A 14,046-nucleotide genomic window follows, 5' to 3' on the forward strand; every position below is an offset into this window, starting at 1 on the left:
CTAGGCCGCCACGCCGGAGGGGGCGGGCGCGTCCCCGGGCTCCGCCTGCGCGTCTTCGAGGACCTCGTCCCCCTCGGAGACGCCGCCCTCGATGACCACGTCGGAGCCTCCCGAGGCCCTGACGTCCACGCGGCGCCGCTCGGTCGCGGGGACGGTCCCTTCCCAGCCCGTGACGACGCACACGTAGCTGGCGCCGTCCGCGTCCGTGCCGATGGCGCTCGCGGGCACGGTGAGCGCGTCGGGGATGCTCGCGCAGGTGATGTCGACGTTCGCCGTCATCCCGGGCTTGAGCGAGGCGTCGGGCTCGGGGACGAGCAGCCTCACGGCGTAGGTCACGACGGTGCCACCGTAGCCCGCCGAGGAGGCGTCCGAGGAGGAGACGGACGCGATGTTGGTCACCTCGGCGTCGAGGGAGAGATCGGGGAGGGCGGAGAAGGTCGCGGTGGCAGGCTGGCCCACCTGGACCTTGGCGATGTCGAGCTCGTTCACCTGCACCGTGACGCTCATCTGGGAGAGGTCGCCGATCATGATGAGGGCCCCGGAGGAGTCCTTGGAGGCGGCGCCCGTGCCGCCGGAGCCCGCCTGGGCCCCCTCGACCGCGTTCATGACGACGACCGAGCCGGAGGCGGGGGCGAGGACGGTGCGCTTGTCGGCGTTGGCCACCGCGTCATCGTAGGAGGACTGCGCCCCCTCGAGCGCGAGTTGGGCCGCGTCGACCGCGTCCGCGGCGGAGTTGACGGTCGAGACGTCGATCGAGCCCGTCTCGTCGGCGTAGTAGGCGTCGTAGGCGGCCTGGTAGGACTCGCGTGCGGACCGGAGCTGGTTCTTCGCGGAGCGCAGCTGGAGCTCGGCGTCGCGCACCGCCTTGTCGAGCGCGTCGTTGCCGATGAGCAGCAGGGGGTCGCCCTTCTCGACGCGGTCCCCCTGCCGGACGTAGACCTTCTGGATGATGCCGTCCACCTCGGGGGTCACCTGGACGGACTCGACGGGCTCGACGCTGCCGGAGGCCTTGACGCTCTCCGTGTAGTCCTGGCGCGTGACGGTGACGGTCGGGACGATTGCCTCGGAGGGGTCGGGCTGTCGCGAGCCGAGGGCTGCGAAGGCCGCGACCGCGGCGACGACGGCGAGGGCGACCACGAGCGCGACGACCCTCTTCGTGCGGCGGCGCCGACGGTGCGCCATGAGGCTCTCCAGGGCGCGCTTGGCCTCGGCGTCCTCCTCGGAAGTGGTGCCGGCGGCGGGGGAGGGGACGCGGAGCGTGGCCTGGCTCTCGGCCTGGGCCTCCTCCGGCGCGGGAGGCCTGCTCGGGCTGTCGGGGGTGGACGTCATGGTGTCCTCCTCGGTTAGGCGGCCGCTCGGGCCGGGGCTCTCGGGATCGGCTCTCAGGGTTCTGGCGACGCTCGTCGTAGCTGGGACCAGTATCCGTGATGCGCTCGGCGCGGACGCGGAGGATTCCGCACGCGGTCCCCCGGCGCTTGCCAGCGCGAGAAAGACCATTGCCCGCAGGGTGACGGTATCCTATACTGAGCACTTAGCGTCGGGGCGTGGCGCAGCTTGGTAGCGCATCTGCTTTGGGAGCAGAGGGTCGCTGGTTCGAATCCAGTCGCCCCGACCATTCGCATCCGAGGGGCCCCTTGGGGCCCCTGCCAGGCGCCGGGAGTTGCGCTGCCGCGTGGGCTTGGTTTAGGATGGGAGAGGTTCGGGTTCGCCCGAGCGCTGCGGCGGTAGTTCAATTGGTAGAGCAGCAGCCTTCCAAGCTGCCTGTTGCGGGTTCGAGTCCCGTCCGCCGCTCCATCGCACACGAGGCCACGGCTACGCCGTGGCCTTTCTCGTCTCGTGGCCCCCTCGGCCTCTCGCCCTTCTCGATGGCGGCGCCTGTCGCGACCCTCGACGCCGGGCTCCTGCGCCATCCGTCGCCAAGCGTTGCCATGAGGTTGCGAGACGGATGCGGGAAGTTTTCCGCTAGGTTGCGAGACGATGCGTCCGGTGTTACAAGACGCGAACCTTCATAGGATTCGAAACGCCCCGGCCGTACCTTAGCCCAGAGGTACGTACCCGTCCCATGAGGACGCCGCCCAAGGCGGCGAGAAGGGAGCGACATGTCCTATTCCGAGAGGATCATCGCCGAGCTCGAGGAGCGCTACGCCGACCAGCCTGAGTTCATCCAGGCGGCCTCGGAGGTCCTTACCACCCTGCAGCCCGCGCTCGACGCGCACCCGGAGTACGAGAGGGCCGGCCTGCTCGAGCGCCTCGTCGAGCCCGAGCGCGTCGTCATCTTCCGCGTCCCCTGGGTCGACGACGAGGGCAAGGTCCAGGTCAACCGCGGCTACCGCGTGCAGTTCAACTCGGCCATCGGGCCCTACAAGGGCGGCCTGCGCCTGCACCCGAGCGTCAACCTGTCCATCCTCAAGTTCCTGGGCTTCGAGCAGATTTTCAAGAACTCGCTCACGACCCTGCCCATGGGCGGCGGCAAGGGCGGATCCGACTTCGACCCCAAGGGCAAGTCGGACGCCGAGGTCATGCGCTTCTGCCAGTCCTTCATGACCGAGCTCGTGAAGTACATCGGCCCGGACACCGACGTCCCCGCCGGTGACATCGGCACGGGCGCCCGCGAGATCGGCTACCTCTTCGGCCAGTACAAGCGCCTGACCGGCAGGTGGGACTCCGTTCTCACCGGCAAGGGACTCTCCTATGGCGGCTCGCTCGCGCGCTCCGAGGCCACGGGCTACGGCGCGGTCTACTTCCTCCAGAAGATGCTCGCCTACAAGGGCGACGCCATGGAGGGCAAGACCATCGTCGTCTCGGGCTCCGGCAACGTCGCGCAGTACGCGATCCAGAAGGCCGAGCAGCTCGGCGCCAAGGTCGTGACCGCGTCCGACTCCAACGGCTACGTCTTCGACCCCGCCGGCATCGACTTCGACCTCGTCTGCCAGATCAAGCAGGTCGAGCGCGGCCGCATCAAGGAGTACGCGGAGCGCAGGCCCGGCGCCGTCTACCACGAGGGCGAGCGCCCCTGGGGCGAGAAGGCCGACGTCGCGATGCCGTGCGCGACCCAGAACGAGCTCGGCCTCGAGGACGCCAAGGCGCTCGTCGCCAACGGCGTCAAGTACGTCGTCGAGGGCGCCAACATGCCCACCACGACCGACGCGACCAAGTACCTCATGGACAACGGCGTCTTCTTCGCGCCCGGCAAGGCTGCCAACGCCGGCGGCGTCGCGACCTCGGGCCTCGAGATGTCCCAGAACCACGAGCACCTCTCCTGGACCTTCGACGAGGTGGACGAGAAGCTCCACGCCATCATGAACTCCATCTTCGACGCCGCGGCGAGCGCGGCCGAGGAGTACGGCCATGCGGGCGACCTCGTCTTCGGCGCCAACATCGCCGGCTTCCTGAAGGTCGCCGACGCGATGATGGCCCAGGGCGTCTAGGCCCCAGGCGACAGGAGAGGCCCGGCCATCACGGGACGGGCTTGCGCAAGGGTAGCGGGGCCCCGGACTTGCCGGGGTCCCGCGGTCTTCTCGGGGCCCCGCGTCCTTCTCGACGAACGCCAAGGCGTACAATGGGGCGCACGATTCGCGGGGGAGAGGTTTTGTGTCGATTCTCTTACGCGGGCGGGAGGGGTGTGACGCCCCCTCGGGCAAGCGCCTACAATTGTCCCTGCCTTTAAGGGCGGTACCGAGATGCCGTCAAGGAGTCCAGTTGGTATTGAGCGCATACAGACGATAGGGGAGCGACTGCCTGCGGGCGGTTCTGCTCCCTTTGTTGTATATATGGTCTCTGATATCCCAGGAGGTGGGAGCCGCCTCCTGGCGGGCGTGCCGAGGGGCGCGGACCGGCTGGCGAGACGAACAGTGAAAGGGGATGCGCATGAACCTCTTGGTGAGCGAGGACCGGCCGAGGGCGCTTCTGGCGCTCGAGAACGGCAGCACGTTCGCCGGCTACGCGTCTGGCGCGGAGGGCGAGGCCTTCGGCGAGGTCGTCTTCAACACCTCCATGGTCGGCTACGACGAGATCGTGAGCGACCCGAGCTACGCGGGCCAGATCGTGACCCTCACGTACCCGCAGGTCGGGAACTACGGCGTGTGCGAGCGCTACCTCCAGGCCCCCGGCCTCGCGCTGCGTGGACTCGTCGTGCACGACATGTGCTACACGCCGAGCAACTGGCAGAGCGAGGGGTCGCTCCCGGACCTGCTGAGGCGCTCCGGCGTCGTCTCCATCGAGGGGGTCGACACGCGCGCACTGACGCTCCAGATCAGGGAGTCCGGTGCCATGCGCGCGGCGATCTCCACGGTCGACCTCGACCCCGAGAGCCTGGTCGCGCGCGTGCGCGCCTCCGAGCCCATCTCGAGCCACAACTTCGTCGAGGACGTCTCCCCTGCGGAGGAGACCGTCGTGCCCGCCAAGGGCGAGCGGCGCTTCGGCGTCGTGGCCTACCACTGCGGCATGAAGCGCGGCATCGTCGAGGGCCTCTGCGAGCACGGCTGCGAGGTCACGCTCGTCCCGTGGGACACGCCCGCCAGCCGCGTGCTCGAGCTCGCCCCCGACGGCGTGTTCTTCTCCAACGGTCCCGGCGACCCCGAGCAGGTCGTGAGCACGAGCGAGGCGGCCCGCGCGCTTCTCGGCAAGCTGCCCTGCTTCGGCATCTGCCTGGGCAACCAGATGTTCACCCTGGCCGCGGGCGGCTCGATCGAGAAGCTGCCCTACGGCCACCACGGCGGCAACGAGCCGGTCATGAACCTGCTCACCGGCAAGGTGGAGATCACGGCCCAGAACCACAACTACGGCATGGTCTTCCCGAGCCTGGGCGACCTCGTGCCCGAGCTCTCGGGCGGCGAGTCCACCCACCACGATGACCTGCGCCACTGGAGTCGCCTGCACGTCGCCCCCGTCGTCAGGAACGAGCGCTACGGCCGCATCCGCCTCACCCACGTCAACCTCAACGACGGGACGCCGGAGGGCATCCAGTTCCTGGACGTCCCGGCCTTCTCGGTCCAGTACCACCCCGAGAGCAAGCCCGGTCCCAACGACTCCAGCTACCTCTTCGAGGCCTTCGCGCGCCTGATGGAGGGCCGCGACGACTACCTCGACATCGACGTCCGCGAGGGGAGGCGCTTCTAATGCCCAAGCGCACCGACATTAAGAAGATCCTCGTCATCGGCTCCGGCCCCATCGTCATCGGCCAGGCCTGCGAGTTCGACTACTCCGGCACCCAGGCGTGCCGGGCGCTGCGACAGGAGGGCTACGAGGTCGTCCTCGTCAACTCCAACCCGGCGACCATCATGACCGACCCCGACACGGCCGACCGCACCTACGTCGAGCCGATCACGCTCGGCGCCGTGAGCAAGATAATCGAGCGCGAGCGCCCCGACGCGCTGCTGCCCAACATGGGCGGCCAGACGGCCCTCAACTGCGCCGTCGAGCTCGGCAAGGCCGGCGTGCTCGAGAAGTACGGCGTCGAGGTGATCGGCTGCGACCTCGACTCCATCAACCGCGGCGAGGACCGCGAGCTCTTTGCCAAGGCGATGGAGGAGATCGGCCTCAAGTGCGCCGAGGCCGGCATCGCCCACACCCTGGACGAGGCGCGCGAGGTCGCGCACAGGATCGGCCTGCCCGTGGTCATCCGCCCGAGCTTCACCCTGGGCGGGGCCGGCGGCGGCATGGCCTACACCGACGAGGACCTCGACCGCATCGCCACCGAGGGCCTCGACCTCTCCCCGGCGACCGAGGTCCTGGTCGAGAAGAGCCTCGAGGGCTGGAAAGAGTACGAGATGGAGGTCATGCGCGACTCCGCCGGCAACGGCATCGTGATCTGCTCCATCGAGAACCTCGACCCGATGGGCGTCCACACTGGCGACTCCATCACGGTCGCCCCCGCCCAGACCCTCACGGACATGGAGCACCAGCGCCTGCGCGACTACTCCCTCGCCATCCTCGAGAAGGTCGGCGTGGCGACGGGCGGCTCCAACGTCCAGTTCGCCGTCAACCCCAAGGACGGAGAGGTCATCGTCATCGAGATGAACCCGCGCGTGAGCCGCTCCTCGGCTCTCGCGTCCAAGGCGACGGGCTTCCCGATCGCCAAGGAGGCGGCGCTGCTCGCCGTGGGCTACACCCTCGACGAGATCACCAATGACATCACCCAGGCGACGCCCGCCTGCTTCGAGCCCTCCATCGACTACACGGTGGTCAAGGTCCCGCGCTTCGCCTTCGAGAAGTTCAAGGGCGCGAGCGACCGCCTCACGACGCGCATGAAGAGCGTCGGCGAGGTCATGGCGATCGGCCACACCTTCGAGGAGGCCCTGCAGAAGGCCATGCGCTCGCTCGAGAAGGGCCACATGGGCCTCGGCGCCGACGGCAACGACGCCTTCGACGAGGAGCACTTCGACGAGCTGGTCTCGACCCCCACGCCCGAGCGCATCCTCTACGTCGCCGAGGCGCTGCGCCGCGGCTACGGTGTCAAGCGCGTCTGCGAGATGACCCACATCGATCCGTGGTTCGTCGACCGCATCGCCGACGTGGTGCGCGCCGAGCGCGCCATCCGCGACGCGGGCCTTTCCGGGATGACGCCCGAGCGCATGCTCGCCGCCAAGCAGATGGGCTTCTCCGACGTGCAGATCGGCCACCTCACGGGCCAGGACGAGAAGGTCGTGCGCGCGCTGCGAGAGGTCATGGGCGTGCGCCCCGTCATCAAGACGGTCGACACCTGCGCCGGCGAGTTCGAGAGCCGCACGAGCTACCACTACCTCACCTACGAGCGCGGCGGCGCGAGCGAGTTCCGCCCCGCCGACAGGCCGCGCGTCATCATCCTCTCGGCAGGCCCCAACCGCATCGGCCAGGGCATCGAGTTCGACTACTGCTGCGTCCACGCCGCCTACGCCCTGCACGCCGAGGGCTTCGAGACGGTGATGGTCAACTGCAACCCCGAGACCGTCTCCACCGACTACGACACCTCCGACCGCCTCTACTTCGAGCCCCTGACCTTCGAGGACGTCATGAACATCGTCGAGGTCGAGAAGCCCGCGGGCGTGATCGTCACCCTCGGCGGCCAGACGCCCATCAACCTGGCGCACCGCCTCAAGGAGGCGGGCGTGCCGATCATGGGCACCCAGCCCGAGGCGATCGACCTCGCCGAGGACCGCGAGCGCTTCAGCGAGCTGCTCGACCGCCTCGACATCGCCTACCCGCCGAGCTCCACGGCAGAGACCCTCGACGACGCAAAGCGCGTGGCGCGCCACATCGGCTACCCGCTGCTCGTGAGGCCGAGCTACGTCCTGGGCGGCCGCGGCATGGCGATCGTCTACGACGACAAGGACCTCAGGACCTACATGGAGGAGGCCACGCAGGTCTCGCCCGACCACCCCGTCTACCTCGACGCCTTCCTCGAGGACGCGATCGAGCTCGACGTCGACGCCCTGTGCGACGACGAGCGGTGCTACGTGGGCGCCGTCCTCGAGCACATCGAGGAGTGCGGCATCCACTCTGGCGACTCCGCCTGCTGCTTCCCGCCCTTCTCGCTCTCCGACTCCATCGTCGCCAAGATCCGCGACATCACCCGTCGGCTCGCGCTGAGCTGCCACATCAAGGGCCTCCTCAACGTGCAGTACGCGGTCAAGGACGAGCAGGTCTTCGTGATCGAGCTCAACCCGCGCGCCAGCCGCACCGTGCCCTTCTCGAGCAAGGCGACGACGGTGCCCCTGGCCAAGTACGCCTCGCTCATCATGGCGGGCCACAAGATCTCCGAGTTCGACCTCCCCGAGGAGGGCAAGGACCTCGGCTACTACGCCTGCAAGGAGGCCGTGATGCCCTGGTCGCGCTTCCCCGGCGCCGACACCCGCCTGGGTCCCGAGATGAAGTCGACCGGCGAGGTCATGGGCATCGCCACGACCTTCCCGAAGGCCTACGCCAAGACCCGCGACGCCATCAACTACTCCATCCCGATGAGCGGCAACGTCTTCATCAGCGTCTGCGACCGCGACAAGCGCAACATCGCCCCGGTCGCCCTGGCGCTGCTGAACGACGGCTACCACATCCTCTCCACGGGCGGCACCGCCAAGGTGCTGCGCGCCGCGGGCATCGAGTGCGAGAACATCAACATGGCGAGCGAGCCGCACCCCAACATCATCGACGCCATCTCCGAGGGCAGGATCTCCTTCATCATCAACACGCCCCACGGGAGCCGCTCTCGCGGCGACGGCTACCAGATCCGCGCCGCCGCCGTGGAGTACGGCGTCGACCTCGTGACGGCCATGAGCGGCGCGACGGCCCTCATCCAGGCCATCGCCGCGCTCAAGGCCACGACGCTCAAGCCCTACGCCCTGCAGGACCTGCCGCTCAAGTAGCGGCGGGGCGCAAGCGGGCGCGCGGCCGGCCGGACGAGGCGGGCCTTGGGCCCTGGACGCGCAGGCGACGCCCGGGGGAGCTCCCCCGGGCGTCGCTTTGCGTGGAAAACGAAATGCCAGGTGGCAACGGATGGGACATTTGCTATAGTCAGAGAGCTGTTTATTCCCACGCGGGCGTGGCGGAACAGGTAGACGCGCTGGATTTAGGTTCCAGTGGGAGAGATCCCGTGAAGGTTCAAATCCTTTCGCCCGCACCATCTGGTAGAAACGGCAGTCGGGCCTCAAGGTAAGCCCGAGGCCATGAGACACTGGAGGAACGTTGAACATCACCGTCACCACTGAGAAGCCCGAGGACGGCAAGCTCGTCGCCAAGGTCGTCGTCGACAAGAAGGACGTCGACGCCGCGGTCGCCAAGACCTACAAGGACATCGCCCGTCAGTACAACTTCCAGGGCTTCCGTCGCGGCCACGCGCCCCGTCCCGTGATCAACAGCATCATCGGCAGGGAGGCCGTCCTCGCGCAGGCCACCAACGACCTCGTGAGCGAGGTCTCCCCGCTGATGCTCGAGGAGCTCGACTGCGTGCCCGTCGCCCGCGTCGACTACGGCGACGAGCCCGCCAACGTCGTCGAGCACGCGGACTACGAGCTCAACGCGACCATCCCCGTCCGCCCGGACGTCGAGCTCGACTCCTACGACGCCCCCGCGATTGAGATGCCCCCCGAGGAGGCCACCGAGGCCGAGGTCCAGGCCCAGCTCGACATGATCGTCTCCTACCGCACCACCCTCGAGGACGTCGAGGAGGACCGTCCCGCCGAGTCCGGCGACACCGCGGTCTGCGACGTCGAGAGCGTCGAGGGCGCCGAGCGCTTCGCCGGCGAGGGCCGCATGTTCGACCTCTCCAGCAAGATGCTGCCCGCCGAGCTCCTCTCCGGCATCGTCGGGATGGGCAAGGGCGAGGAGAAGGAGGTCTCCTGGACCACCGAGGAGGGCACCGGCGAGGACAAGAAGGAGGTCAAGCACACCGCCAAGGTGAAGCTGACCGGCCTCAAGCACTCCGTTACCCCCGAGCTCGACGACGAGATGGTCAAGAAGAACTTCGGCTTCGACACCGTCGACGAGCTCAAGGACGCCGTGAAGCAGGAGATCGAGGAGGACAAGAAGAACCGCCTCCCCGAGCTCAAGGAGGACCGCGTCGTCGAGGCCATGGGCAAGCACCTCACCCTCGAGGAGGTCCCGCAGAACTACGCCGACAACGTCTTCAACGAGCTCGCCAGCGAGTTCCTCCAGCAGCTCCAGCGCCAGGGCCTGACGCTCGACGCCTACCTGCACGTCCGTAACATCTCGACCGACGAGTTCATGGCCGACCTGCGCCAGCAGGCTGACGAGCGCGCCCGCCAGGCGCTCGCCCTCGACGCGCTTGCCGCCAAGCTCGGCTTCGACGCCACCGAGGAGGACGTCCGCGGCGAGTTCGAGAAGGCCGGCGTCGACGACGTCGACGCCTCCGTCGCCGAGTTCAAGAAGGAGGGCCGCCTCCCGGCCATCCGCGAGTCCATCCGCCGCACCAAGGCCGTCGACTGGCTGGTGGAGAACTGCACGGTGACCGTCGTGGACGAGGCCGCCAAGGACGCCGAGGCCGAGGGCGACGCCGAGGCCGCGACCGATGGCGATGCCGAGTAGCGCCTGCGCCGATTGGTATACGACCGGGGATTTGGGTATATAGCCCCCGGAATGAGACGTGCCCCGGGAGCCGCCCTAGCTCCCGGGGCACACGTCACAGAAGGAAGGTACGCATGGTAAACCCGAAGAGCATCCCCCTGATCCCCTACGTCGTGGAGCAGACCCCGCGCGGCGAGCGCAGCTACGACATCTACTCGCGCCTGCTGAACGACCGCATCGTCTTCCTCGGCGAGGAGATCACGCGCGACTCCGCCAACCTCGTCATCGCGCAGCTCCTCCACCTCGAGAGCCAGGACCCCGACAAGGACATCTCCCTCTACATCGACTCGCCCGGCGGCGAGGTCTACGCGGGCCTGGGCATCCTCGACACGATGAACTTCATCAAGCCGGACGTCTCGACGATCTGCGTCGGCATGGCCGCCTCCATGGCCTCCGTGCTGCTCGCTGCCGGCACCAAGGGCAAGCGCCTGGCACTGCCCAACTCCATGATCTTGATCCACCAGCCGAGCTCCGGCGCCCAGGGCCAGCAGACCGACATCCAGATCGCGGCCGACGAGACCAGGTGGATCCGCAACCACATGAACGAGCTGCTCTCCGAGTACACCGGGCAGACGACCGAGAAGATCAACGCGGACACCGAGCGCGACAACTACATGCGCGCCCAGGAGGCCCTCGAGTACGGCCTCATCGACCGCGTCGTCAAGTCGCGCAGCGAGCAGTCCAGCGAGGAGTAGCGGATGGCGTCATACAACGACGATATGAGGTGCTCCTTCTGCGGCAAGTCGAGGAGCCAGGTGCGCAAGCTCATCCAGGGGCCCAACGGGGTCTACATCTGCGACGAGTGCGTCAAGGCCTGCGGCGACATCATCCGCGACTCCGAGGGCGAGCCGGAGGACGACTTCGGCCCGGTGGAGGACGCCCCGATAAAGGACCTCCCCACGCCGCACGAGATCTACGACGAGCTCTCGCAGTACGTGATGGGGCAGGAGGAGGCCAAGCTCGCGATGAGCGTGGCCGTCTACAACCACTACCGTCGCATCGTGGCCGGCGCGGACAGGGCCGAGGAGGGCGAGGAGTCCGTAGAGCTCGCGAAGAGCAACATCCTTCTCCTCGGTCCCACCGGCACGGGCAAGACGCTCCTCGCGCAGACGCTCGCGCGCTTCCTCGAGGTGCCCTTCGCCATCGCCGACGCCACGACCCTGACCGAGGCGGGCTACGTGGGCGAGGACGTGGAGAACATCCTCCTCAAGCTCATCACCGCGGCAGACGGCGACGTCTCGCGCGCCGAGGTCGGCATCGTCTACATCGACGAGATCGACAAGATCGCGCGCAAGGCGGAGAACCTCTCCATCACGAGGGATGTCTCCGGCGAGGGCGTGCAGCAGGCCCTGCTCAAGATCATCGAGGGCACGGACGCAAGCGTGCCTCCCCAGGGAGGGCGCAAGCACCCCCAGCAGGAGCTCATCCACATCAACACGAACAACATCCTCTTCATCTGCGGCGGGGCCTTCGTCGGCCTCGACAAGATCGTCGCCGACAGGGTCGGCAAGAAGGGCATCGGCTTCAACGGTACGCTCGCCCAGAAGGTCGAGGACAACGAGGACGAGCTCATGAGCCGGGTCATGCCCGAGGACCTGCACAAGTTCGGCATGATTCCCGAGTTCGTGGGCCGCATCCCCGTGATCTGCTCCACGCGCGAGCTCAAGGAGGCCGACCTCGTCGAGATCCTGACGAAGCCCAAGAACGCCCTCGTGAAGCAGTACCGCAGGATGTTCGCGATCGAGGGCGTGGACCTCGAGTTCGAGGATGACGCGCTCACCGAGATCGCCCACCAGGCCATCAAGCGCAACACCGGCGCCCGCGGCCTGCGCGCGATCATGGAGGCGACCCTCCAGCGGACGATGTTCGACGTCCCGAGCGACCTTACGGTCACCAAGGTGACCGTGACCAAGGGCGCGGTGGACGGCACGAGCGAGCCCGTCATCGAGCGCGACGCCGCCGGCGCGTCCGCGTAAGGCCGAGGGAAGGGCGCCCATCGTCCGCGAGGGGCGCCAGGCCCGCGACCACACGACAAGGCAGAGGGGCGCGACCGCGAGGCGGGCGCGCCCCTCTGCTCGCAAATCCGTTTTGGCGCCGGTCCGCCCGCGCGGGGTAGGGGTAGTTGCTATCCTAGAGCGGACACTCGTTACTGCTTCGGGGCCGGGAGGGCCGGCCCTTGGGAATCGTTGGGGGCTCGTATGGTCGACAGCTTGGTTGAGGCGCGTAAGGCCCAGCAGGAAGCCAGCAAGGCGGTGGGGGCGAGGACGGCCGAGCGCGCCGAGGCGTACGCCGCCGCGGAGGCGGCAAAGAGCGCGCTCGAGGCCGCCGAGCAGGAGAGGGCCCAGGCGCGCTCGAAGCTCGACCAGCTGAGGGCCGACCTCAAGGCCAGGAGGGACGAAGGGACGGCGGACACCGTCGCCGCCAAGAAGGCAAAGCTCGAGTTCGAGCTCGCCCAGCGGCAGCTCGAGGAGGCGAAGGCGCACCTCGCCTCGCTGGAGGAGGGAATCGCGCAGGCCGAGCGCGCCCGCGACGAGGCGGACGGCTCCCTCAAGGAGGCGCAGCGCCGCCTCGAGGAGGCCGGCAGCACGGCGAGCGCCTCGCGCGCCGACCTGGACGAGCGCGTCCAGCGCGCGACCGAGGCGCAGCGTAGGCTCGACGTCGCCACGGCGGCCCAGGAGAGCGCCGAGCTCGCCTCCCAGGCGGCCAGCCAGGCGCTCGAGGCCGCGCGCGAGCGCATGGGGGAGGGGCCGGACGTCGCCTCGGGGCTCGAGGAGGAGGTGGGCGCCAGGCAGGGCGTCTACGACGAGGCGAAGGCCGCCTCGGAGGACGTCGCCCGCGCCTACGAGGCCGCGCGCAAGAAGCAGATCCTGGCGGAGAAGGCCGCGGCTGCCGCCAAGCACGACTACGACGAGGCCCAGCTCAACCTCAAGACGGCCATCGCCGCCTGCGACAGGGCGGAGGCCGAGATGCACGAGCGGCAGCAGGACGCCTACGCGGACGACGAGCAGGCCAAGGGCGCCTACTCGGAGGCGGTCTCCGCGTATGCGAGCGCGAGCGACGTGCGCAGCGCCGCGATGACCGTGAACACCCAGGCGCTCACGGCCCTCGCCGACGCGGACGTCGAGGCCATCCGCGCGCGGCTCGCCTGCGACCGGGCCAAGGGCGACCTCGACCACGCCAACGCGGGGCTCGCGCGCGCCGAGCGCGAGCTCGCTGAGGCAAAGGACGCCGTCGTGAGGGAAAAGGCGGCCCGGGAGGCCGCCGAGGAGGAGCTGCGCGCCCTCGAGGAGGAGGCCGAGAAGGCCGAGGCCACCGTGGCGGGCGCTAAGGCGGAGCGCGAGGCGGCCGCACGGAGCAACGCCGAGCTGCAGAGGGGCCTGAAGGAGCTCCAGGACGACGCGGTGCGCCAGGGCCACGCGAGCCAGGTCGCCTCGGACGCGCTCGCGACCCGCCGCGAGGAGGTGCGCCAGGCCGTGATGGCGGTGGAGCGCACGCGCGCCGAGCGCGAGGCCGCGCAGGAGGCGCTCGCCACCGCCGACGAGCAGATCCGCGCGCGCGAGGAGGCGAACCGCGAGGCGGACGCCCTTCTCGCCGCGCAGGAGCGCGCCGTGGGCGAGATGGAGGCCGGGATCGAGGCGCACAAGGCCGCGCTCGGGGAGTGCGAGACCAAGGTCGGCGAGCTCGCGGCGGCCTACCGCCGCTCCAAGGAGGAGCTCGCGGCCGCACAGGCGCGCCTCGACGCGGCGAACTCCAAGCTGGCGGACGCTGAGGTCGCCCTCATCATGGCCGAGATCGACTCGCACTAGGGAGCCCGTCGCCTGGCCACGCGCGAGGCGCCCACAGGAACCACGTAGCCACGCCCGGTTGGGTTCGCGCCCGGCCGGGCGTGGTATGCTCTACTCCGTCTGCGCTTCGCAGGCGCTTATCGGCAATGCCCCGCCCGGCGGCGCGCGCCCAATACACGAGTGCCGACACCGACCGTCCGAGGCGACG

8 protein-coding genes and 3 tRNA genes are annotated in these 14,046 nt (G+C 69.0%); 10 read left to right on the top strand and 1 reads right to left on the bottom strand.

Features of this window, described 5'->3' with window-relative positions; genetic code table 11:
• Positions 1-1,329 (bottom strand): efflux RND transporter periplasmic adaptor subunit, encoded by a 1,329-nt coding sequence (locus tag VXJ25_RS03970; RefSeq protein WP_330957920.1) that lies wholly within the window; start codon positions 1,327-1,329, stop codon positions 1-3.
• 209 nt (positions 1,330-1,538) lie between these two features.
• Between VXJ25_RS03970 and VXJ25_RS03975 the strand changes: the two genes are divergently transcribed.
• From VXJ25_RS03975 to VXJ25_RS04020, 10 genes are all read left to right on the top strand, one after another.
• Positions 1,539-1,615 (top strand) — tRNA-Pro (locus tag VXJ25_RS03975).
• Positions 1,616-1,718: 103 nt separating this feature from the next.
• Positions 1,719-1,794, top strand: a tRNA-Gly gene (locus tag VXJ25_RS03980).
• A gap of 305 nt (positions 1,795-2,099) precedes the next feature.
• Positions 2,100-3,428, top strand: a complete 1,329-nt coding sequence (gdhA, locus tag VXJ25_RS03985; protein WP_330957921.1) for an NADP-specific glutamate dehydrogenase — start codon at positions 2,100-2,102, stop codon at positions 3,426-3,428.
• Between the two features lie 439 nt (positions 3,429-3,867).
• Entirely contained in the window at positions 3,868-5,118 is a 1,251-nt protein-coding gene (gene carA / locus VXJ25_RS03990) for a glutamine-hydrolyzing carbamoyl-phosphate synthase small subunit (RefSeq protein ID WP_330957922.1), read from the top strand.
• Positions 5,118-8,336, top strand: coding sequence for a carbamoyl-phosphate synthase large subunit (carB, locus tag VXJ25_RS03995; protein ID WP_330957923.1), 3,219 nt, complete (start codon positions 5,118-5,120; stop codon positions 8,334-8,336). Before carA ends, carB begins: the two co-directional genes overlap by 1 nt.
• A gap of 170 nt (positions 8,337-8,506) precedes the next feature.
• Positions 8,507-8,593 (top strand) — tRNA-Leu (locus VXJ25_RS04000).
• Between the two features lie 62 nt (positions 8,594-8,655).
• On the top strand, positions 8,656-10,014 hold the full coding sequence (gene tig, locus VXJ25_RS04005) for a trigger factor (protein ID WP_330957924.1): 1,359 nt from the start codon (positions 8,656-8,658) through the stop codon (positions 10,012-10,014).
• 113 nt (positions 10,015-10,127) lie between these two features.
• Complete coding sequence (locus tag VXJ25_RS04010; RefSeq protein WP_330957925.1) at positions 10,128-10,748, top strand: ATP-dependent Clp protease proteolytic subunit; 621 nt, start codon at positions 10,128-10,130, stop codon at positions 10,746-10,748.
• Between the two features lie 3 nt (positions 10,749-10,751).
• Positions 10,752-12,029: an ATP-dependent Clp protease ATP-binding subunit ClpX gene (clpX, locus tag VXJ25_RS04015; RefSeq protein ID WP_330957926.1), complete on the top strand. Its 1,278-nt coding sequence runs from the start codon at positions 10,752-10,754 to the stop codon at positions 12,027-12,029.
• Between the two features lie 222 nt (positions 12,030-12,251).
• Positions 12,252-13,859, top strand: a complete 1,608-nt coding sequence (locus VXJ25_RS04020; RefSeq protein ID WP_330957927.1) for a coiled-coil domain-containing protein — start codon at positions 12,252-12,254, stop codon at positions 13,857-13,859.
• Positions 13,860-14,046 lie beyond the last annotated feature (187 nt).

This window comes from Olsenella absiana, assembly GCF_036408855.1.
GTDB classification, from domain to species: domain Bacteria; phylum Actinomycetota; class Coriobacteriia; order Coriobacteriales; family Atopobiaceae; genus Olsenella_K; species Olsenella_K absiana.

Coding starts and splice junctions, on each gene's coding strand:
- VXJ25_RS03970 (WP_330957920.1), bottom strand. CDS start 1,329: ATGACGTCCACCCCCGACAGCCCGAGCAGGCCTCCCGCGCCGGAGGAG.
- gdhA (WP_330957921.1), top strand. CDS start 2,100: ATGTCCTATTCCGAGAGGATCATCGCCGAGCTCGAGGAGCGCTACGCC.
- carA (WP_330957922.1), top strand. CDS start 3,868: ATGAACCTCTTGGTGAGCGAGGACCGGCCGAGGGCGCTTCTGGCGCTC.
- carB (WP_330957923.1), top strand. CDS start 5,118: ATGCCCAAGCGCACCGACATTAAGAAGATCCTCGTCATCGGCTCCGGC.
- VXJ25_RS04010 (WP_330957925.1), top strand. CDS start 10,128: ATGGTAAACCCGAAGAGCATCCCCCTGATCCCCTACGTCGTGGAGCAG.
- clpX (WP_330957926.1), top strand. CDS start 10,752: ATGGCGTCATACAACGACGATATGAGGTGCTCCTTCTGCGGCAAGTCG.
- VXJ25_RS04020 (WP_330957927.1), top strand. CDS start 12,252: ATGGTCGACAGCTTGGTTGAGGCGCGTAAGGCCCAGCAGGAAGCCAGC.